The sequence below is a fragment of the Dinoroseobacter sp. S76 genome (assembly GCF_049801095.1).
Classification (GTDB): domain Bacteria; phylum Pseudomonadota; class Alphaproteobacteria; order Rhodobacterales; family Rhodobacteraceae; genus Dinoroseobacter.
The window spans coordinates 53,139-72,500 of sequence record NZ_JBNAGH010000012.1; the positions used below are offsets into that span (position 1 = coordinate 53,139).

The following is a 19,362-nucleotide window of genomic DNA, read 5'->3' on the forward strand; positions in this document are numbered from 1 at the left end:
CAGGGCTTCGCTTTCCGAACAGACCCCGAGGCGCTCCAGATGACCCAGACCTTTCGCCTGACCCTGGCCCAGTTGAACCCCACGCTCGGGGCGCTGGAGGACAATGCCGCCAAGGCCCTGGAGGCTTGGGAGGCGGGCAAGACCGCCGGGGCGCAATTCGTGGCCTTGCCGGAGATGTTCCTGACCGGCTACCAGACCCAGGATCTGGTCATGCGCCCGGCCTTTGCGGCGGATGCGGAACGGGTGCTCGCCGCTCTGGCGCAGGATTGCGCCGATGGACCGGCTCTGGGTATTGGCTGCCCCCATCTCGATGGCGGCAAGCTCTACAACACTTACGCCATTCTCGAAGGCGGGCGCGTGGTGGCGCGGGTGCTCAAGCATCACCTGCCCAATGCGGATGTGTTCGATGAGGAGCGGCTCTTTACCTCGGGCCCGGTCAGCGGCCCCTACCGGATCGGACCGCTTCGCATCGGGACTCCGATCTGTGAGGATGCCTGGTATCCGGATGTGACCGAGACCCTTGCGGAATCAGCTGCCGAGATCCTGCTCGTGCCCAATGGTTCGCCCTATCATCGGAACAAGCATGATACGCGCCTGAACCTGATGGTCGCGCGGGTGATCGAGACGGGTCTGCCGCTGATCTATCTGAACATGGTGGGTGGGCAGGATGACCAGATGTTCGATGGGGCGAGCTTTGCCTTGAACCCCCATGGCGCCCTGGCCCTGCAGATGCCCTCCATGGACGAGGCCATCACCCATCTGGATTTGGACGAGACGCCCGAGGGATGGCGGATCCGTGATGGCGAGAAGGCCATGCTGCCCGATGAATGGGAATCCGACTACCGGGTGATGGTTGAGAGCCTGCGCGACTACCTGCGCAAATCGGGTTTCGGCAAGGTGCTCCTGGGTCTGTCCGGCGGGATCGATAGCGCGATCGTGGCAACGATCGCGGCCGACGCGATCGGACCGGAAAACGTGCGCTGCGTGATGCTGCCGTCGGAGTATACTTCCGACCATTCGCTGGAGGATGCGGCGGGCGTGGCCGAGCGTCTCGGTTGCCCGCTCGATACCTTGCCCATTGCCGGGCCGCGGGCGGCGGTCTCGGAGGCGTTGGCGCCGTTTTTCAATGGGACCGCGCCGGGGATTGCCGAGGAGAACGTGCAGTCGCGTCTGCGCGGGTTACTCCTCATGGCGCTGAGCAACAAGTTCGGGGAGATGCTCCTGACCACGGGCAACAAGTCCGAGGTCGCCGTGGGCTATGCCACGATTTATGGCGACATGGCAGGGGGTTACAACCCGATCAAGGATCTCTACAAGACCCGCGTCTTCGAGACCTGCCGCTGGCGGAATGAGAACCACCGCGACTGGATGCTGGCGCCTGCTGGCGAGGTGATCCCGCAGCGGGTGATCGACAAAGCGCCCTCGGCGGAGCTGCGCGAGGATCAGAAAGATGAGGACAGCCTGCCGCCCTATGGCATCCTCGACGCGATCCTCGAAGGGCTGATCGACCGGGAGGCCTCGGTGGCGGATCTGGTGGCCGAGGGGTTCGAGCTTGAGACGGTCAAAAAGGTCGAGCACCTGATTTTCATCAGTGAATACAAGCGGTTCCAATCTGCACCCGGCGCGCGCCTGACGGAGCGGGCCTTCTGGCTCGACCGCCGCTACCCGATCGTGAACCGCTGGCGCGACACCTCGGCGACCCGCAACCACTGAACCGCGAACAGGTTGAAAGCGCGCGTCGGCGCGATGCGGCCAGAGGGGCGTCGAGGCACTATCATGGCGGGATGCTGGTTTTCCTTGGCTTGGGTGCAGAGGTAGGGCTTAGGATCCCGCAGAAGGCTTTGGACACCCGCTGGCATCGAGACTTTCCATGTCTCAGAAAGGCATCCAAGGGGTCGGTGACCCGTTGGGGTATGCCGGTTCCGATCCGTTGGCGGAGCTGCATCCGCCACAGCCGATCCCTGTGCTGCCTGCCCGAAACGGATGGCTGTCAGGTGGGGTCAGACGGCCGTCGGCACCCTGTCTGCGCCCTGTCGGACATGTGTCGGGCAAGTGTCGGGCACGGGCGCGCGTTGACCCCCAAATCGCGCAACACTACTCCCACCAACGGTCGATAGCGGCGATGTCGTCATCGGACCAACCGAAGTGATGGGCGAACTCATGCACGGTCACATGGGCGATCAGATCAGGGAGGCGCACGCCATCCCGCGCGCGCCACTCGGCAAGGATCGGCTGGCGAAAGAGCCAGACCGTGTCCGGCTGCATGGGCTGGTCAAAGACCGACTTCTCGGTGAGTGGCACCCCGTCATAAAGGCCCGTGAGATCGAGTGGGTCCCCAATGTCGAGATCCGCGAGCATCCACTCCTGCGGCATCTCTTCGATGACGATGGAGACCTCCGCTGCCAGCGTCGCGAAGGGCGCAGGAAACGCTGCCACGGTGGCACGGGCAATGCCGAGAAACGCAGTCAGATCTGTGTCAGGGGTTTGAGCCATCACCTCGTTTTATGGCGAGGATATCGATCGAACTGAAGGGGCACGCGCGCATCCGGACAAGACGTTGGTCCCGTGTAATCCAGATTATTGGGCGCAAATCGGAAACAATACATACAGGATTGATGTGATTGGATGCCCGGTGGCGCATTCCAGTGCGGTTCGATGCCCTTGGGATAGCGCTCCGGCAAACCGCCGGTCTAGGCTAGGGTATTCTGCCATCCGTTTGCGATGATCACGAAGCACTGACACTGGATGGAAGGCGCGACGGACCACCGAACGGATGCAAATCGATTTGCTGACGGAGGTCCCCAATGAGCGCGAAATTCAGACTGCCTGGTGTCGGACTTGTCCCTGAAATGACCCCTGTCTGGCTGACCAATGGCGGCTATGCGCTTGGGTTCTCTCTCAATGGTGTTGCCATGGTGCAGTTCTTCGACAGTTCGGGCAGCCCTCAGACCCCTGCCGTTCCTGTGCTCACCGGAAGGGGCAGCACAGTCGAGGAGATGGTCGCGCTCCCGACCGGAGGGTTGATCGCGGTGGTCGCAAACCAGGAAGGGCAAGCCTATGGGCAGGTGGTCAACACGGATGGCTCTCTGACGGGCGGCCCGTTTCCCACGGCGATTGGCCGGGATCCAGAGATGGTCATCCTGGAAGGGCTGAATCATGTGGTGGTCGCGAGCGCGGGCGGCGATGACGCGTTTGACGACGTGTATCTGCGGGTCATGGAGCCCAATTCGGTCATCATCAACGATCTCGACCGTGTGAACACGGAGGTCCGCAATACGCAGAATGAGCATTCGGTCGCCGCGCTCAGCGATGGCGGGTTCATCGTCGTGTATGCGTCAAAAACAGTCAGCGGAGCGCCGCGCGGGATCGTTGCGCAAGAGTTCGACTCTGTTGGCAACAAAGTCGGCGCTGAATTCGAGATCTCACCGGTCGACAGTTTTGATGCCAATGATCGGTTCCCGCAGGTCGCGGCCTTGCCTGATGGCGGCTATGTGGTGACCTGGATGCGGTTTGCGGGTGAGGTGCTGAACGGGGCGAATTCGGATTTCGACGTCTACTACCAGATGTTCGATGTCGACAATCAGCCTGTGACAGGACAGATCCTAGCCCATGAAGGGTTAGCGAATACATCCAATTATCAGCCTGTCATCGCGTCTTTTCCTGATGGTCAGTTCGCGATCGCCTGGATCGATTTCGCTTACTCGCGCGTGCCGGATCCGGAAACAGGGGGTATGACCACGCAGATCAAGGAAAGCGTCAAGGTTCAGCTGTTCAATGCGGATGGACAGGCGGTTGGCGCGCCGCAGAGTTTTGGGGTGGATAACTTCAAGACGGATTCCGTACAAAACCTGGAGATGGCGGCCTCGGAAACCGGTGATCTGTTGGTGACCTGGCGTGAATGGGCGAGGGGTGCAGACTACAAGAACTATGGGGCACTTCTGGACGTGACGGTCACGCCGCCGGATGAGGACGGCACGCCGGAGCCGAAGGATCCCCTTTTGCAGGCGGTGTTCGATTTCTCGGATCCCACGGCGGCGCATCTCTTCGCCACGGTCGAGGAAGAGGGCATGGTGACCGATCCGGGCGGGGTCTTTCTGGATCTTGAGATCACCGACGCGCCGCGTCCGGGGGCCACGCTGAATTTCGCGGATCGTTTCATCTTCGACACCACGGGGGAGGATCTCTGCCTCTATTTCGGGGATGGCGATGATGCGACGGCGGATCTGACATACCTCGTTGAGGCCACGGATGACGAGGGGCTGACAGCGGAGGTCGAGGTCGGCATCTCGCTACCCTCGCTGGATCAGGCGCAGGCGGAGGTATCCTTCGCGATAGACGAGTTGCTTGTTCAACGCGAACAGATCGAGACGGATCAGGCGCGGGTCGAGATCAACGAGGCGCTGATCGAGCTGAACCGTACCATCATCGATGCGAGCCAGTGGCTGATTGTGTGGAACGAGGTGAACCTGATCACCAAGATCGCGCTGGGCCTCGGAGGCGTGCCCGGAGCCATCGGCAGCGTGATCGTGGCGGGTTACGAATACGTGGACAAGGTGCGCGCGGGGGATGTTCAGACCTTGGATGCGATCCGTGATGTCAGCAGTACGTTTCTGTCCATTGTCGACGCGCTGAAGTCATTCGACTTCGTGCAGGTTCCGGTTCTGACGGAGTCCTTGGGGCAGAAGCTGGGTGCACTTGGGATCGCGCTCGAGTTCCAGACCTTCACCCGGAACGATGCGGAGATCCGGGCGGAGGGGGTCCGGGCGGCACGGGAGAATGGCGAGCTCTTGGTTGAGAACTGGGTGCTGGAGAATGTCACCTATGCTGAAGGGTTCGACGCGGCGTTGCTGGAGGTCGATCAATCGGTTCAGGCCCATGAGGATCTGGCGGGCTGGTTGGAGGCCTGCGCTGCTCCGGCGATGATTGAGGCTGTTGGCTGATCGCGGAGGGTTTCTTGTGCCTGAGAGTTTTGGCTGCGCAGCGGCTGCGCGGCTGTGTTCGAGCGCCGTGTTTCGCCCCGGCAAGCCAAGCGTTGCTGGCTGGCCCGGAAAGAGAAAGCTCGGTCAGTCAAACGCGGTTGCCGAAGATGTCTTCGAGCAAAACTCAACCACTTACATCATACAATTTCCACACACGCAGCGCCGAAAACTGCTGCGTGGTCTTGATTGGGAATACCGGCGTTTGAAAGGACAATTGGAAACTGCCTTAAGCCGAGAATTGATGTTCTCCTGAGAGGACCCCGTCGGTTCCTCAGCTGGCGTCACGCCTCTCGCGGCCCATGCCCGCGATCACACGGCAGGGCCACGCGCGAAAGCAGTCGGATATTCAGCAAGCGAAGCGTGACGCCACCGGACCAAGCCAGACGCATCACGCAACACATTCAGAATGTGAAATCGTCAGCGACGAAGCTGTCTACAGACGTCCGGAGGAACAAAACGCTGTCGCCATTGCCGAGATCCAACACGGCGCTGGACCCTGTTTGGGTCAGCGCGTTTTGAACGTCGGCAAAGCCTGTCAGTGACGCGATATCACTGAGGTCCACAACATCATCTGCCCCAAAACCGCGGATCACATCATCGCCATCCCCCGTTTGAAAGAGGAACGTGTCCGCTCCGCGACCACCGATCAGCAGGTCATTTCCGCGCCCGCCATTGAGCACATCGTCGCCGCCACCACCACGCAGTTCGTCACGACCATCGCCGCCGTTCAGGATGTCGTCGCCGCCGCGACCAAACAAGTCATCGCGACCGCCACCGCCATTGATCTCGTCCGCGGCGCGTGTCCCTGACAGAAAATCGCTGCCATCGGTGCCATTGATTTCATTGATGGGTGTGGGTGCAGGATCCACGGGATCCGGATCCACAGGGTCAGGGTCGACCGGATCGTCGTCCCCAGGGTCAGGTGCAAAGTTGGTCGTGTCGACGGCGATCTCTTCATTGAAGCTTTCTGCGCCGATCGTGATGGCCGAGGTGAGCTCAGTGACACCTGAAAGGTCCACGCCTGCGTCGGCAGAAACGATGAAAATCGTTCCATCAATCTCAAAAAAAAGCGGGCGCGCGATCTGGCCCCCGTCCGTTTGAACATCCAGCCCGCCTGCCCCGTCCGGCTCGATCAAGTGTAGGTCCGGGACACGCTGTGCGACCTCCACGCCATCGATGAGCAGCGTTGCGGGTTCAGCAGGAACATTGGAAACGCTCGCTCCGCCGAGGAATGAGACAAACGTCTCCCCTGTTAGACCGTCTGCGTCCACCTCCTGAGCTCCCAAAGGCAAAGCCGGATCAAGTTGATCGATGCTTGTCAGCGTGACCGCTGTCAGTTGCGTTCCCGCTGCCAGAGTCGTCCCGGTGAGGGTTTGAGCATTTAAACCCTCTACTTTGAGGATCGTGCGGGTTGAAGTGAATGTCGCCATGAGCGTCTCCGTACTGCGCGTTTCTGCAGGCTCAGCTACGTTCACGATGCGCGCTTCTGGAACTAAACTCTGGTCACGAAATGCGGATAGGATGTGAGTTGATTTGAGGGGAGCGAAACTAGGCGAAGGAACTGGTGCCGAAGAGTGTCGTACCAGAAGGACGTCCGAGCTGAAGAGCCGGTAACGTCACCGAGTGATAGTGGTCCGGGCTCCTGAGCTTCGGCAGCTTGAGAGCACTTCGGTCGAAGAGCGTTGCCAGTCATCAGTGACACAGAGGCACTGATGATTCCTGTCTAAAACCCTTCTGGTGCCGCTCAAAACAGCGTCTGCACCCACCCTGTTCGACGTTCCTGCGCGTGACATGACAGGAAAAAATGGACTGCTACGAAAAAAGGTTGGTCCAGCAAGACGGAAAACAACGGCCTGTTGTGTCCCGCACGCAGGCATTGGTGAGGCTTGTGTCGCGTGAACGATTCGCACTCCATGGCTCTGTCACGTAATCGCGCGATGGTAGCGGTATCGGGGTGTCCCTAAATGTGATCCACAGGCGGGAACACCCGGTCCTCCTGGCCCCAAATGCCGGATGCATATGTGTCGCAATGCATCGGTGAACGCGTCTGACACACCGCAGGGCACACACCCTGTATGAGGGCGCTGGGCGTCACCACTCACGAGACCGGGCGGGCTCTGTTCGCAACACACACTGCGGACAGAGCCCATAGAGCCTTCAGCCTCCCCAAACGAAAAAGCAGGCCCGGAGGCCTGCCTTGATCGTCGCGGTCCCGACGGCTCAGAGCATCAGCTGATAGCTGTGCGGAATATAGCGGAAGCCATCACCGCGGGTCTCCACGAAGCCGACGCCGGGGAAGGGCATGTGATACCCGATCAGCGGGATCCGCTCATCGGCGATCTGGCCCAGCACGGCGCGGCGGGCGGCGGCGGCCCCGGCCTTGTCCATGTCAAAGCGCACCTCCCAATCGGGGCGCTCCAGGGACCAGATCGGGTGGTTGGCGAGATCCGCGATCAGCATCAGGGCCTGGCCCTCGCTCTCGATCCGGTAGGTCATGTGGCCCGGCGTGTGGCCGAAGGCCGCCATGGCGGTGATGCCCGAGGCGACCGAGCCGCCATCATCGAGGAAGCTGAACTGCTCGTTCAGGGGCGCGACATTGGTGTTGAACCGGTCATTGCCCGCGTTCGACCAGTGATTGTGCTCCGCCGCGCCGGTCACGTAGCGCGCATTGGCAAAGGTCGGGTCGTCGCCGGACATCAGCCCGCCGATATGGTCGCCATGCATATGGGTGATCACCACCGTGTCCACCTGATCCGGCGTGTATCCGGCTGCGGCCAGAGCGCTGGTGATGCCATCGGGGTTGAGGCCCGTGTCAAAGAGGACCAGCTCGCTGCCGGTATTGACCACGGTCGGGGTGAAGAAGAATTGCGAGGCATCCGCCGGGATGAAGTTCTCGGCGCTGACCTGAGCAAATTCCTCGGGCGAGACGTTCATGCCGAAGATCGACTGGATCTCGTCGCGCTTGGTGGTCCCGGCGAGCAGGGTCGTGACCTCGAACCCGCCGAGCTTGATGCGGTTATGGGTCGGCACGGTCGCGCCTTTCATATCGGCAGCGGCCAGGGCCGGGCTGCCCGCAGCGGCGGCGAGGGGCAGGGCAGCCCCGGCGGCGAGGGCCTGGCGGCGTGTGAATGTGCTCATATGTCATCTCCTTGAGTGATCGCTCATAAATAGGGCGCTGCGACATTTTGGCCAGCCCGGTGGGTGGATCACGGGCGGCGGACGGGCCCGGTGTTATCGGGCCGTTTACGCTCAAGGGGATAGTGCTATCCTGCGCGTGCGGCGAACACGCCAGGGGCGGGCCATCGGGGCGTGCCGAGACCGGAGCCATCCAATGGAAGAGCTGCTTCTTACCCTTGTTCAGGAAAATCTGGTGATCCTGCTTCTGGCCGGGTTCATCTTGCTATGCGTGTTTCTCGGCATCCGGATCGTGCCGCAGTCGGAGAAACACGTGGTGGAGCGTTTTGGCCGGCTGCGCGCGGTGCTGGGGCCGGGGATCAACTTCATCGTGCCGTTTCTGGATCGCGTGGCCCATCAGGTCTCGATCCTTGAGCGGCAATTGCCCAATGACAGTCAGGATGCGATCACCAGCGACAACGTGCTGGTGCAGGTGGAGACGAGTGTTTTCTACCGGATCCTCGAGCCGGAGCGCACGGTTTACCGGATCCGCGATGTGGATGGCGCCATTGCCACCACCGTGGCCGGGATTGTCCGGGCCGAGATCGGCAAGATGGAGCTCGATGAGGTGCAGTCGAACCGCAGCCAGCTGATCAGCCAGATCAAGTTGCTGGTGGAGGATGCGGTGGATGATTGGGGGATCGAGGTGACCCGGGCGGAAATCCTCGACGTCAATCTTGATGCCGCCACCCGCGAGGCGATGTTGCAGCAGCTGAATGCCGAACGCGCGCGCCGGGCGCAGGTGACCGAGGCCGAGGGGCAGAAGCGCGCGGTGGAGCTCGCCGCGGATGCGGAGCTTTACGCCGCCGAGCAGGAGGCGAAAGCCCGTCGCGTGCTCGCCGATGCGGAGGCCTACGCCACCAGCGCCGTGGCCCGGGCCATTCAGGACAATGGTCTAGAGGCCGCGCAGTATCAGGTCGCGCTGAAACAGGTCGAGGCGCTGACGGCAGTGGGCTCGTCCCAAGGCACGCAGACGGTGATCGTACCTGCGGATGCGGTGGATGCCTTCACCAATGCGTTCCACATGCTGAAAGGGCGCGGCTGATGCTGGTCACGCCCTGGTTCTGGTTTGCGGCGGCGCTGATCCTCGGCTTTGTCGAGATGCTGGCGCCCGGCTACATCTTCCTGGGGATCGCCATTGGCGCGGGCCTGGTGGGCGGCATGCTGCTGGTTACCCCGGCGGAGCTCGGCTGGACGCAATCCGTGCCGATCCTCTGCCTGATCTTTGCAGTGCTCTCGCTGATCTCCTGGCTGGCGCTGCGCCGGATCTTCGGGTTGCGCCAGGGCCAGGTGAAGACCTTCGACCATGATATCAACGAAGATTAGGTCTGGTCAGCCCGGCTAGGCCGCAGGCAGCTCGGCCAGCACGGCGCGGGCCGCAGCCGCGGGATCCTCGGCCTGCCAGATCGGGCGACCCACCACGATATGATCCGCGCCATCGGTGATCGCCGCCCCCGGCGTGGCCACCCGTTTCTGATCGCCAAGCGCGGCCCCCGCAGGGCGCACTCCCGGGGTCACGATCAGACGCCCGGCCGCTTCGGGCAGGGCACGGATCAGGGCGGCCTCTTGCGGGCTGGCGATGACGCCATCGGCCCCGGCCTCCAGCGCGCGGCCTGCGCGCTCCAGCACCAGATCCTGAACCGGCCCCTCGGGCATCAGACAAGCATCCAGATCCGCCCGGTCCAGCGAGGTCAGGATCGTCACCCCGAGGATCTTCATGTCCGATCCGGCAGCGCCCTCCTTGGCGGCGGCGACCACATGGGGATCCCCATGCACGGTTAGGAAATCGAGCTCGAACTGCGCGAGCCCGCGCACCGCAGCCTCCACTGTCGCGCCGATATCGAAGAGTTTCATATCGAGAAAGATCCGCTTGCCATGCTCGGTCTTGAGCTCATTGGCCAGGGCGAGCCCCCCGCCGGTCAGCATCCCCAACCCGATCTTGTAGAAGGAGACCGCGTCGCCGAGCTTGCCCGCAAGCTCCAGCCCGGCCAGCGCGTTCGGAACATCCAGCGCCACAATCAGGCGATCATCTGCGGTTTGCGTCATCGGGGCCTCCTTGGTTGCTGCCTTCCCCTGCCAGAGCGTCGGTGCGCCCGCAAGAGGGCGCGCGGCATGGGCGCAATTTGGGTCTGTGGCTCTTGCGCAACGGTTTCTTCACGCCCATCTGAGATGTGAGGCTTGCGAGAGACGTGCCGCCGAGCGGGCGTCTCACCGGGCAAGCGCTTGGACAAAGGAGAAACCGATGAACCTGGAAAAGTTCACGGAACGGTCGCGCGGCTTCCTTCAGGCCGCTCAGACCATTGCGATGCGGGAAAACCATCAGCGCATGGTGCCCGAACATCTGCTGAAGGCATTTCTGGATGATGACGAAGGTCTGGCGGCCAACCTGATCGAACGGGCGGGCGGGGATCTCGCGCGCGTGCGCGAGGCGCTTGAGGCCGCGCTGGACAAACTACCCAAGGTGTCGGGTGACGGGGCGCAGACCTATCTGGATGCTCAGACCTCGAAGGTTCTGGACGAGGCGGAGAAGATCGCGACCAAGGCCGGGGACAGTTTTGTCCCGGTGGAGCGGATTCTGACTGCGCTGGCCGTGACGAAATCCGGGGCGAAGACCGCGCTGGAGGCGGGGGGCGTGACCGCCCAGAAGCTGAACGGGGCCATCAACGACATTCGCAAGGGGCGGACGGCGGATACGGCCTCGGCGGAATCGGGCTATGACGCGCTGAAGAAATTTGCGCGCGACCTGACCGAGGCCGCGGCTGACGGAAAGATCGACCCGATCATCGGCCGTGACGAGGAGATCCGGCGCGCCATGCAGGTGCTGAGCCGCCGGACCAAGAACAACCCGGTGCTGATCGGGGAGCCGGGCGTCGGGAAAACCGCGATTGCCGAAGGTCTCGCCCTGCGGATCGTGAATGGTGATGTGCCCGAGTCCTTGCGCAACAAGAAGCTGATGGCGCTCGATATGGGCAGCCTGATCGCGGGCGCGAAGTATCGCGGCGAGTTCGAGGAGCGGTTGAAATCCGTGCTCTCCGAGGTGACTGCTGCGGCGGGCGAGATCATTCTCTTTATCGACGAGATGCACACGCTTGTGGGCGCGGGCAAGGCGGATGGGGCGATGGATGCCTCCAACCTGCTGAAGCCGGCCCTGGCGCGCGGCGAGTTGCACTGCGTTGGGGCCACGACCCTCGACGAGTACCGCAAATATGTCGAGAAAGACGCCGCCCTCGCAAGGCGGTTTCAGCCGGTGATCGTGCAGGAGCCGACGGTCGAAGACACGGTCTCGATCCTGCGCGGGATCAAGGAGAAATATGAGCTGCACCATGGTGTGCGGATCTCGGACAGTGCGCTGGTGGCAGCCTCGACCCTCAGCCATCGCTATATCACCGACCGGTTCCTTCCGGATAAGGCGATCGACCTTGTGGATGAGGCGGCGTCGCGGCTGCGCATGGAAGTGGACAGCAAGCCCGAAGAGCTCGACGCGCTGGATCGCGAGATCCTGCAGAAGCAGATCGAGGCCGAAGCCCTGCGGCTCGAGGATGACCAGGCCTCGCGCGACCGTCTGGCGACCCTGGAAAAGGACCTGTCGGAGCTGCAGCAGCGCAGTGCCGAGATGACCGCCCAGTGGCAGTCCGAGCGCGACAAGCTGAGTGCGGCGCGCGACCTGAAGGAGCAGCTCGACAAGGCCCGTGCGGAGCTTGAGATCGCCAAGCGCGAGGGCAATCTGGGGCGCGCCGGGGAGCTGTCCTATGGCGTGATCCCGGGGCTCGAAAAGCAGCTGGCCGCGGCGGAGAATGGCGAGAGCGACGTGATGGTCGAGGAGGCCGTGCGGCCCGAACAGATCGCCTCCGTGGTTGAGCGTTGGACCGGGATCCCGACCTCCAAGATGCTGGAGGGCGAGCGCGAGAAGCTCCTGCGCATGGAAGACGAGATCGGGCGCCGGGTCATTGGTCAGAAGTCCGCCGTGCGGGCGGTCGCCAATGCTGTGCGCCGGGCGCGCGCGGGCCTGAATGACGAGAACCGGCCGCTTGGGTCGTTCCTCTTTCTTGGGCCGACCGGGGTCGGCAAGACCGAGCTCACGAAGGCCGTGGCGGAGTTTCTCTTTGACGATGACAGCGCGATGGTCCGCATCGATATGTCGGAGTTCATGGAAAAACACGCGGTGGCCCGTCTGATCGGCGCCCCTCCGGGCTATGTCGGCTACGACGAGGGCGGTGTGCTGACCGAGGCGGTGCGGCGGCGGCCCTATCAGGTTGTCCTGTTTGACGAGGTCGAGAAGGCCCATCCGGATGTGTTCAATGTGCTGCTCCAGGTGCTGGATGACGGCATGCTCACGGATGGGCAGGGCCGGACGGTCGACTTCAAGCAGACGCTGATCGTACTGACCTCGAACCTCGGGGCGCAGGCGCTCAGCCAGCTGCCCGACGGGGCCGATACAGGCGCGGCCAAGCGCGATGTGATGGATGCGGTGCGGGCCCATTTCCGGCCCGAATTCCTCAACCGTCTGGACGAGACGATCATCTTCGACCGGCTTGTGCGCGAGGACATGGACGCGATCGTCGACATCCAGCTTGCCCTCCTGCAGAAGCGGCTCGATGGGCGCAAGCTTAGCCTCGCGCTGGATGACAGCGCGCGGACCTGGCTCGCGGATGAGGGTTATGACCCGGTCTTTGGCGCCCGTCCGCTCAAGCGGGTGATCCAGCGGGCGCTGCAGGACCAGTTGGCGGAGATGATTCTGTCCGGGGATCTCGCCGATGGGGACACCATCCCGATCAGTGCCGGGGTGGATGGGTTGTTGGTGGGCGATCGCGTGTCGAGTTCCCAGCGTACACCACCGGAAGACGCGGTGGTGCATTGATCCCGACCGATGCGGAGGCCCCCAGCCGGGGGCCTTTTGCATTTGCAGTGGGGCGCGGCGGACGGCACTCTGGTCGGGACATCGTCACAACAGGAGACTGTCCCATGGTTCGATCCCTCGCGCTCGCCGCGGCCCTCGTCTGCGCTGCGCCCCTCGTGCAGGCACAGTCCGACATCCTGCCCGCGCCCGGCACGGAATTCACCGCCTATGGCATGGTCGAAGGCTGGTCGATCTTCGTGAACGAGGACCGCAAGACCTGCATGATCGAGCGGGTGGATGCGGCCGAGAACGTCGTGCAGATGGGACTGACCGTGGATCGGTCCTTTGGCTATCTCGGGGTCTTCACCAAGCAGGAGACCGCCCTGAAGGATGGCGAGGAGACCGTCGCGGTCCTCATCGGCGAGAACCTCTATGTGGGGACGGGGCGGACGGTGACCTCGGGCCTGCCGGACGGGTATGAGGGCGGATACATCATCTCGGATGATCCGCAGTTCCTCGCTGACATCATGCAGCAATACGAGATGATCGTCCTGCCGACCACGGAATATGCGTTTGTCGTGGATCTGACCGGGACGATGAAGGCGATCGAGGCCGCGCGGGCCTGCAATGACGCCCAGCTGGGCTAGCCGCGCTCGTCTCGCAGATCGACCGTCAGGCGCACGCCCTCCTCGGTTTCTTCCCAGCGCGCGCCGCGCTTGCGCAGGGCCTTTTCCAGCGCCTTGACCGTCTCGTAACCCGCGCCAGAGCCACCTTCGAGACGCTTGAGGGTCTGCACATGCACGCCCGCCGCATCGGCCAGCTCTTTTTGCTTGAGGCCCGTGGCCCGGCGCGCGCGGGCGATGATCGTTCCAATCTTCATGGCGCGGTATTTGTCAGAAACGTTAACGTTTGGCAACTCTGAAGCGCAATGTTGATACAAAAAGTATAACATGGTAGGCTTGTAACGATTTCATGACGCTTCGGAGCGATCCTTCTCTGAACCGACAAGAAGGAGTTCTATGATGTTTCCCCTCGTGGCTTTCGTTCTCTTGCTCGCAGCGCCCAAGGGCGATGTCTATGTGGCGGATGCGGGCACCTTGGTGATGTCCGGAACGGCGGTGCGCCTCGAGGGGATCGCGGTGCCCCCGGCAAACAGCCCCCAGGGGGAGGCGGCTGCCGAGATGCTGCGCGCGATTGTGGAGGGCAAGCTGGTCACCTGTCAGATGCAGGGGGCGGGCATCCAGAACTTTGCCTCCGGCACCTGTCAGGCGGATGGCGAGGATATCGGCGCGGCCCTGATCGCCTCGGGCCATGCCAGGGAATGCGCGCCGGGCACGGAGGAGTATGGCACGCGCCTCTGCCGCCTGCCCTGAACGCGGCTAGCGCCGCAGGGCGGGCAGGCCGATCCCCGTGGCCTCGAACCCGCCATCTGCGGCCAGAACCTGCCCGGTGATATAGCTGGCCTTGTCTGAACAGAGAAAGGCGATGGCCTCGGCGATCTCCAACTCGGAGCCATAGCGGTTCAGGGGGATCGCGTCGTGATAGGCGTCGATGATCTCTTGCGAATGGACGGCCATGGCGAGCTTGGTGCGCACCGGTCCGGGGCAGACGCAATTGGCGCGGATGCCGTATTCGCCAAGCTCCACGGCCTGCTGCAGGGTCAGCTGGATCACTGCCGCCTTGGAGGTGCCATAGGCCACGCGCAGGGTCGAGGCGCGCAACCCCGAGATCGAGGCGATGTTCACAATGGCTCCACCGGTTTCCCGCAAGGCGGGCGTGGCGGCCTGCACACAGAGAAATGGCCCGTCCAGATTGGTCGCCATCACCGTGCGCCAGCGCTCATAGGTGGTGTCTTCGATCGGGCCGAAATCGGCCACGCCCGCATTGTTCACCAGCGCATCGATCCGCCCGAACTTGCGCAGGGTCTCGGCCACCATGCCCGAGACGGAGGCCGCATCGGAGACATCGCAATCGATCCCGTGAACATTGTCGAGGCTGGTGACAGCGTCGGCCAGGGCCTCCCCATCGCGGTCGATCATGGCGACCTTCCAGCCGGACTCGATGAACAGGCGCGTGGTGGCGAGCCCGATGCCGCGTGCGGCTCCGGTGACGACGGCGGTTTTCTCGGACATGTGACCTCCCATTTGCGCGGGGCGCTTTGGGTCAGACTGCGCAATCAGTCGGTGGCATACAAGAGCGCAAAGCGCGCCGCAAAAAGCCCCCGGCGTGGAGGCGCCGAGGGCTCAGGGTACTCGAAATCAGGGTACTGGTAGGTCGTTCCGGTGCCGGATCAGGGCAGCAGCACCGTGTCGATCACGTGGATCACGCCGTTGGAAGCCGTGATGTCCGCCGCGATCACGGTGGCATCGTTGACCTTCACGCCATCGGTGCCGTCCACCTTGACGGTGCCGCCCTGCACGGTGGCCACGTCGAGCTTGGCGCCCGCGAGATCGCCGGACATCACCGCACCCGGGATCACGTGATAGGTCAGGATCGCGGTCAGCTGGTCGATATTGCCCGGCTCCAGCAGGGATTCCACGGTGCCCGCGGGCAGCTTGGCGAAGGCGTCATCGGTCGGGGCGAAGACGGTGAAGGGGCCTTCGCTTTTGAGGGTGTCCACGAGGCCAGCGGCGCCCACGGCGGCGACGAGGGTCGAGAACTGGCTGTCGGAAGCGGCAATATCAACAATATCGGGGGAGGTGCTGGCCATGGGGTCACAGGCTGCGACGAAGGCGACGGCACCGGCGGCTGCCAAGGATTTAAGTGCGAAACGACGGTTCATTTGGGGTCTCTCTTCTCTTCAAAAAGGGTGTCGGCCCGGCCGGATCCCCGGCCGAACCAAAACGCAGGTTGCCTTACATGGTCGGCAGGATGACCGTGTCGATGACGTGGATAACACCGTTGGAGGCTTCGATATCCGCCGCGGTGACGGTTGCGCCGTCCACGGTCACGCCGCCTTCAGTCATGATCTTGACCGAGCTGCCCTGCACGGTGGCCGCTTCCATCCCGTTCGAGAGATCACCGGACATCACCTTGGCCGGGATCACGTGATAGGTCAGGATCGCGGTCAGCTTGTCCTTGTTCTCGGGCTTGAGCAGGTCCTCGACGGTGCCTGCGGGCAGTGCTGCGAAGGCCTCATCCGTGGGCGCGAAGACCGTGAAGGGCCCCTCGCTCTTGAGGGTCTCGACCAGGCCCGCGGCCTGAACGGCGGCGACCAGTGTGCCGAAGCTGCCGGCATCCACGGCCACGTCAACGATATCCATTGCCTTGTCGTCGTCGCTCATCGCGAAGGCCGCACCGGCCATCATCACTGCGGTGGACGCGGCGAGAAAAGTTCTACGGATCATGAGTGTATCTCCCATTCAAACGTCCGCCCCCATGGCGGATCTCTCGTTCGATGCCGGGCAGTTAGGTGCGATTTTGAGGGGGGCTTTCCGCCGACGCGGTTGACGACAGTCGCGCGCCTCCTAAGCCCTCGGTAAAGCTGAATGCGAGACACGTTTTTGTGATCCGGCGTGAGAAATGACGGCAAAGTGTTTCGGAAATCATCGCCTTGTGACTGGTTTTGAAGTCGGGAGCTGCCTAGCCTTGGCGAAAGTTTGCGGAGGTTTTGGCGATGGATATGATGGAAAGCGCGGATTGGGTGGCCCAGGTTTTGTCGAACGGGTTCATTCTGGTGCTGGGGCTGATCGCGGCGGCTCTGGTTGTGCTGTTTGTCATTGACCGGATGCAGACCGCCGATGCGATCCGGCGCAATTACCCGGTGATCGGGCGCTTCCGGCATATCTTCTCGACCTTGGGCGAGTTCTTTCGTCAATACTTCTTTGCCATGGACCGGGAGGAGCTGCCGTTTAACCGTGCGCAGCGGGAATGGGTGAGCCGCGCCTCCTCTGGCAAGGGGAATACGGTGGCCTTTGGATCCACGCGCAACCTCAACGTGGTGGGCACGCCGATCTTCGTGAATGCGGCTTTCCCACCCCTGGACGAGCAGGCCTCGGCGGCCGGGCCCATGCTGATCGGCCCCACGGCCCGGCAGCCTTTCGTGGCGCGCTCGCTCTTCAATATCTCTGGCATGAGTTACGGGGCGATTTCGAAACCCGCCGTTCTGGCCCTGTCCAAAGGGGCGAAAGCGGCGCGCTGCTGGCTGAACACGGGCGAGGGCGGCTTGAGCGCCCATCATCTGACCGGCGGGGCGGATATCGTCTATCAGATCGGGACCGCGAAATACGGGGTGCGGACGCCTGAGGGCGCGCTGGACGACGAAAAGCTCGCCAAGATGGCCGCCCATGAGACCGTGCGGATGTTCGAGATCAAGCTCAGCCAGGGCGCGAAGCCCGGCAAGGGCGGGATCCTGCCCGGCGAGAAGGTGACGCCCGAGATCGCCGAGGTGCGCGGGCTGGAGGTCGGCCAGACCAGCTATTCGCCGAACCGCCATGTGGAGATCGACGATTGGGAGGATCTGCTGGATTTCGTCCATCATGTGCGTGAGGTCACCGGCAAGCCCGTGGGCATCAAGATGGTGGCCGGGGCGGAGCGTCCCTTCCGCGAGCTCTTTGAGGCAATCACTGCGCGCGGGGCCGACAGCGCGCCGGACTTCATCACGCTGGATGGCGGCGAGGGGGGGACCGGGGCGGCGCCCATGCCGCTTATTGATCTGGTGGGGATGACCGTGCGCGAGGCGCTGCCCATGGTTGATGACCTGCGCAGTGAGTTCGGGTTGAAGGAGCGGATCCGCCTGATCGCCTCTGGCAAGCTGGTCAATCCCGGCGACGTGGCCTGGGCCCTCGCGGCGGGGGCGGATTTCGTCACCTCGGCCCGGGGCTTCATGTTCAGCCTTGGCTGCATTCAGGCGCTCAAATGCAACAAGAACACCTGCCCCACGGGGATCACGACCCATGATCCGCGCTTTCAAAAGGGCCTCGTGGTGGAAGAGAAGTATAAGCGCGTCGCCAATTACGCGACCGGCCTCGTGAAAGAGGTCGAGACGATCTCCCATTCGGTGGGTGTCCGCGAGCCGCGCCAGATGCGGCGGCATCACGTCCGGCTGGTGCAGCCCAACGGGACCTCGGTGCCCTTCGACCAGCTCCACCCTGTGTTTCAGGAACCCGCTACAACGTGAGCACCCGTGTTTTGGACGTCCGGCCCAGGTCTCCTATGTCAGTGAGGTAAAACCGGAGACCTTTATGACGCGCTTTCGCCCAGACCTCAGATACTCGGACATCACGCCCAAAGAGGTGTTCCTGAACCGCCGGAGTTTTCTTGCCAGCGCCGCCGCGGCGGGGATCATGGCCGGCAGTCAGGTCACGGCCCGGGATTTCGCGGGGGGGGAGACGCCCAACAGCCTCGAGGAGATCACCTCCTACAACAACTTCTATGAGTTCGGCTTCGATAAGGGCGACCCGGCACGCTACGCCTCGGCCCTGACCACGGATCCGTGGTCGATCCAGGTGGACGGGCTGGTGGACAAGCCCGGGACCTATGACATCTCGGATCTGGTGGATGAAGCCGAGATCGAGGAGCGGATCTATCGCTTTCGCTGCGTCGAGGCCTGGTCGATGGTCATCCCGTGGAATGGGATCGAGCTGAGCAAGATCCTCAACAAGTTCGGCCCGCAGCCCGGCGCGAAATACGTGGCCTTCGAAACCCTCGTGCGCCCCGAGGAAATGCGTGGCCAGCGGCGCGGGGGCAATATCGAATGGCCGTACCGCGAAGGGCTGCGCATGGATGAGGCCATGCACCCGCTGACCCTGATGGGGACCGGGATCTATGGCGAGCCCATGCCCAAGCAGAACGGCGCGCCGATCCGGTTGGTGGTGCCGTGGAAGTATGGGTTCAAGTCGATCAAGTCGATTGTGCGCATCTCCTTCACCGAGGAAGAGCCGCCGACGACGTGGAACATGCTCCAGCCGCGGGAATACGGCTTCTATGCCAATGTGAACCCCGAGGTGGATCACCCGCGCTGGTCCCAGGCCTCCGAGCGGCGGATCGGCGATGGGCGGTTCAACCGGCGGCGCGATACGCTGATGCTGAACGGCTATGCGGATCAGGTCGCGGATCTCTATGCGGGCATGGACCTGACCAAGTTCTATTGATGGTGGACCGTCTCAACAGCCTGGCGCGCAAGCTGCCGAACTGGGTGTTCTATGTGCTCGGGCCGCTTCCGGCGGCCTGGCTGCTTTGGCAGGGGTTCAATGGCGCGCTGGGCGTGGATCCTGTGAAGGTCATGGAGCATGAGCTCGGGCTGATCGCGCTGCAGCTGCTGATCGCGGGGCTTTTGATCACGCCCCTGCGCCGCTTTGCCGGGATCAACCTCATCAAGTGGCGGCGCCCGCTGGGGATCCTCGCCTTTGCCTATGTGGTGTTCCATCTGCT

The 19,362-nt window shown here is 63.0% G+C and carries 19 protein-coding genes (1 of these 19 cut by a window edge); 11 read left to right on the top strand and 8 right to left on the bottom strand.

From position 1 onward, the window contains the following. The first annotated feature begins 39 nt into the window (after positions 1-39). Positions 40-1,713, top strand: coding sequence for an NAD+ synthase (locus tag ACP153_RS20630; protein ID WP_424972901.1), 1,674 nt, complete (start codon positions 40-42; stop codon positions 1,711-1,713). 381 nt (positions 1,714-2,094) lie between these two features. Here the strand turns inward: ACP153_RS20630 and ACP153_RS20635 are convergent, their stop codons facing one another. Continuing rightward, on the bottom strand, positions 2,095-2,493 hold the full coding sequence (locus ACP153_RS20635; protein ID WP_424972902.1) for a metallopeptidase family protein: 399 nt from the start codon (positions 2,491-2,493) through the stop codon (positions 2,095-2,097). A 356-nt stretch (positions 2,494-2,849) separates the two neighbouring features. Here ACP153_RS20635 and ACP153_RS20640 point away from each other — a divergent pair, with 356 nt between their 5' ends. Both ACP153_RS20640 and ACP153_RS20645 read left to right on the top strand, forming a co-directional pair. Beyond that, positions 2,850-4,940 (top strand): hypothetical protein, encoded by a 2,091-nt coding sequence (locus ACP153_RS20640; RefSeq protein WP_424972903.1) that lies wholly within the window; start codon positions 2,850-2,852, stop codon positions 4,938-4,940. 16 nt (positions 4,941-4,956) lie between these two features. Further along, positions 4,957-5,232: a hypothetical protein gene (locus ACP153_RS20645; protein WP_424972904.1), complete on the top strand. Its 276-nt coding sequence runs from the start codon at positions 4,957-4,959 to the stop codon at positions 5,230-5,232. A 148-nt stretch (positions 5,233-5,380) separates the two neighbouring features. On the opposite strand, the gene ACP153_RS20650 is transcribed toward ACP153_RS20645, so the two are convergent. Together ACP153_RS20650 and ACP153_RS20655 are read right to left on the bottom strand one after the other, a co-directional pair. Further along, positions 5,381-6,409, bottom strand: coding sequence for a calcium-binding protein (locus ACP153_RS20650; RefSeq protein WP_424972905.1), 1,029 nt, complete (start codon positions 6,407-6,409; stop codon positions 5,381-5,383). Positions 6,410-7,199: 790 nt separating this feature from the next. After that, positions 7,200-8,117: an MBL fold metallo-hydrolase gene (locus ACP153_RS20655; RefSeq protein WP_424972906.1), complete on the bottom strand. Its 918-nt coding sequence runs from the start codon at positions 8,115-8,117 to the stop codon at positions 7,200-7,202. 193 nt (positions 8,118-8,310) lie between these two features. Here ACP153_RS20655 and ACP153_RS20660 point away from each other — a divergent pair, with 193 nt between their 5' ends. Both ACP153_RS20660 and ACP153_RS20665 read left to right on the top strand, forming a co-directional pair. Next, positions 8,311-9,198, top strand: coding sequence for an SPFH domain-containing protein (locus ACP153_RS20660; protein ID WP_424972907.1), 888 nt, complete (start codon positions 8,311-8,313; stop codon positions 9,196-9,198). Further along, positions 9,198-9,479 carry an NfeD family protein gene (locus ACP153_RS20665; protein ID WP_424972908.1) on the top strand — a complete coding sequence of 94 codons (282 nt, stop codon included), beginning with the start codon at positions 9,198-9,200 and terminating at the stop codon, positions 9,477-9,479. The genes ACP153_RS20660 and ACP153_RS20665 overlap by 1 nt, the downstream gene beginning before the upstream one ends. A gap of 15 nt (positions 9,480-9,494) precedes the next feature. On the opposite strand, the gene pyrF is transcribed toward ACP153_RS20665, so the two are convergent. Beyond that, positions 9,495-10,199, bottom strand: a complete 705-nt coding sequence (gene pyrF, locus ACP153_RS20670; protein WP_424972909.1) for an orotidine-5'-phosphate decarboxylase — start codon at positions 10,197-10,199, stop codon at positions 9,495-9,497. A 196-nt stretch (positions 10,200-10,395) separates the two neighbouring features. On the opposite strand from pyrF, the gene clpB reads away from it, so the two are divergent. Further along, positions 10,396-13,011 carry an ATP-dependent chaperone ClpB gene (gene clpB / locus ACP153_RS20675; protein ID WP_424972910.1) on the top strand — a complete coding sequence of 872 codons (2,616 nt, stop codon included), beginning with the start codon at positions 10,396-10,398 and terminating at the stop codon, positions 13,009-13,011. A gap of 104 nt (positions 13,012-13,115) precedes the next feature. Beyond that, a complete protein-coding gene (locus tag ACP153_RS20680; protein ID WP_424972911.1) occupies positions 13,116-13,637 on the top strand; it encodes a hypothetical protein in 522 nt (173 codons plus the stop codon). Here the strand turns inward: ACP153_RS20680 and ACP153_RS20685 are convergent. Beyond that, the gene (locus ACP153_RS20685) at positions 13,634-13,870 is read right to left on the bottom strand and encodes a helix-turn-helix domain-containing protein (RefSeq protein WP_424972912.1); all 237 of its coding nucleotides are present in this window, start codon (positions 13,868-13,870) and stop codon (positions 13,634-13,636) included. The two genes, ACP153_RS20680 and ACP153_RS20685, sit on opposite strands and share 4 nt — an antisense overlap. Positions 13,871-14,009: 139 nt before the next feature. On the opposite strand from ACP153_RS20685, the gene ACP153_RS20690 reads away from it, so the two are divergent. After that, positions 14,010-14,363, top strand: coding sequence for a thermonuclease family protein (locus ACP153_RS20690; RefSeq protein ID WP_424972913.1), 354 nt, complete (start codon positions 14,010-14,012; stop codon positions 14,361-14,363). A gap of 6 nt (positions 14,364-14,369) precedes the next feature. Here ACP153_RS20690 and ACP153_RS20695 read toward each other — a convergent pair whose 3' ends face one another. The 3 genes from ACP153_RS20695 to ACP153_RS20705 all read right to left on the bottom strand — a co-directional run bounded on the left by ACP153_RS20695 (position 14,370) and on the right by ACP153_RS20705 (position 16,337). Beyond that, entirely contained in the window at positions 14,370-15,122 is a 753-nt protein-coding gene (locus ACP153_RS20695; protein ID WP_424972914.1) for an SDR family NAD(P)-dependent oxidoreductase, read from the bottom strand. A gap of 158 nt (positions 15,123-15,280) precedes the next feature. Further along, positions 15,281-15,772, bottom strand: coding sequence for a fasciclin domain-containing protein (locus tag ACP153_RS20700; RefSeq protein WP_424972915.1), 492 nt, complete (start codon positions 15,770-15,772; stop codon positions 15,281-15,283). Positions 15,773-15,845: 73 nt separating this feature from the next. Then, positions 15,846-16,337 carry a fasciclin domain-containing protein gene (locus ACP153_RS20705; protein WP_424972916.1) on the bottom strand — a complete coding sequence of 164 codons (492 nt, stop codon included), beginning with the start codon at positions 16,335-16,337 and terminating at the stop codon, positions 15,846-15,848. Between the two features lie 278 nt (positions 16,338-16,615). On the opposite strand from ACP153_RS20705, the gene ACP153_RS20710 reads away from it, so the two are divergent. The 3 genes from ACP153_RS20710 to msrQ all read left to right on the top strand — a co-directional run. Further along, complete coding sequence (locus ACP153_RS20710; protein ID WP_424972919.1) at positions 16,616-18,109, top strand: FMN-binding glutamate synthase family protein; 1,494 nt, start codon at positions 16,616-16,618, stop codon at positions 18,107-18,109. Positions 18,110-18,173: 64 nt separating this feature from the next. Continuing rightward, positions 18,174-19,082 carry a protein-methionine-sulfoxide reductase catalytic subunit MsrP gene (gene msrP / locus ACP153_RS20715; RefSeq protein WP_424972917.1) on the top strand — a complete coding sequence of 303 codons (909 nt, stop codon included), beginning with the start codon at positions 18,174-18,176 and terminating at the stop codon, positions 19,080-19,082. After that, positions 19,082-19,362: the 5' portion of a protein-methionine-sulfoxide reductase heme-binding subunit MsrQ gene (gene msrQ / locus ACP153_RS20720; RefSeq protein WP_424972918.1), read on the top strand. Its footprint extends 346 nt past the window's final position; 281 of the gene's 627 nt are visible here — the first part of the coding sequence; it begins with the start codon at positions 19,082-19,084; its stop codon lies beyond the right edge, outside the window. The genes msrP and msrQ overlap by 1 nt, the downstream gene beginning before the upstream one ends.

Excerpts from the sequence above, each read along its gene's own strand:
- ACP153_RS20630 (WP_424972901.1), top strand. The coding sequence starts at position 40 with ATGACCCAGACCTTTCGCCTGACCCTGGCCCAGTTGAACCCCACGCTC.
- ACP153_RS20635 (WP_424972902.1), bottom strand. The coding sequence starts at position 2,493 with ATGGCTCAAACCCCTGACACAGATCTGACTGCGTTTCTCGGCATTGCC.
- ACP153_RS20640 (WP_424972903.1), top strand. The coding sequence starts at position 2,850 with ATGACCCCTGTCTGGCTGACCAATGGCGGCTATGCGCTTGGGTTCTCT.
- ACP153_RS20650 (WP_424972905.1), bottom strand. The coding sequence starts at position 6,409 with ATGGCGACATTCACTTCAACCCGCACGATCCTCAAAGTAGAGGGTTTA.
- ACP153_RS20655 (WP_424972906.1), bottom strand. The coding sequence starts at position 8,117 with ATGAGCACATTCACACGCCGCCAGGCCCTCGCCGCCGGGGCTGCCCTG.
- ACP153_RS20660 (WP_424972907.1), top strand. The coding sequence starts at position 8,311 with ATGGAAGAGCTGCTTCTTACCCTTGTTCAGGAAAATCTGGTGATCCTG.
- ACP153_RS20665 (WP_424972908.1), top strand. The coding sequence starts at position 9,198 with ATGCTGGTCACGCCCTGGTTCTGGTTTGCGGCGGCGCTGATCCTCGGC.
- pyrF (WP_424972909.1), bottom strand. The coding sequence starts at position 10,199 with ATGACGCAAACCGCAGATGATCGCCTGATTGTGGCGCTGGATGTTCCG.
- clpB (WP_424972910.1), top strand. The coding sequence starts at position 10,396 with ATGAACCTGGAAAAGTTCACGGAACGGTCGCGCGGCTTCCTTCAGGCC.
- ACP153_RS20680 (WP_424972911.1), top strand. The coding sequence starts at position 13,116 with ATGGTTCGATCCCTCGCGCTCGCCGCGGCCCTCGTCTGCGCTGCGCCC.
- ACP153_RS20685 (WP_424972912.1), bottom strand. The coding sequence starts at position 13,870 with ATGAAGATTGGAACGATCATCGCCCGCGCGCGCCGGGCCACGGGCCTC.
- ACP153_RS20690 (WP_424972913.1), top strand. The coding sequence starts at position 14,010 with ATGATGTTTCCCCTCGTGGCTTTCGTTCTCTTGCTCGCAGCGCCCAAG.
- ACP153_RS20695 (WP_424972914.1), bottom strand. The coding sequence starts at position 15,122 with ATGTCCGAGAAAACCGCCGTCGTCACCGGAGCCGCACGCGGCATCGGG.
- ACP153_RS20700 (WP_424972915.1), bottom strand. The coding sequence starts at position 15,772 with ATGAACCGTCGTTTCGCACTTAAATCCTTGGCAGCCGCCGGTGCCGTC.
- ACP153_RS20705 (WP_424972916.1), bottom strand. The coding sequence starts at position 16,337 with ATGATCCGTAGAACTTTTCTCGCCGCGTCCACCGCAGTGATGATGGCC.
- ACP153_RS20710 (WP_424972919.1), top strand. The coding sequence starts at position 16,616 with ATGGAAAGCGCGGATTGGGTGGCCCAGGTTTTGTCGAACGGGTTCATT.
- msrP (WP_424972917.1), top strand. The coding sequence starts at position 18,174 with ATGACGCGCTTTCGCCCAGACCTCAGATACTCGGACATCACGCCCAAA.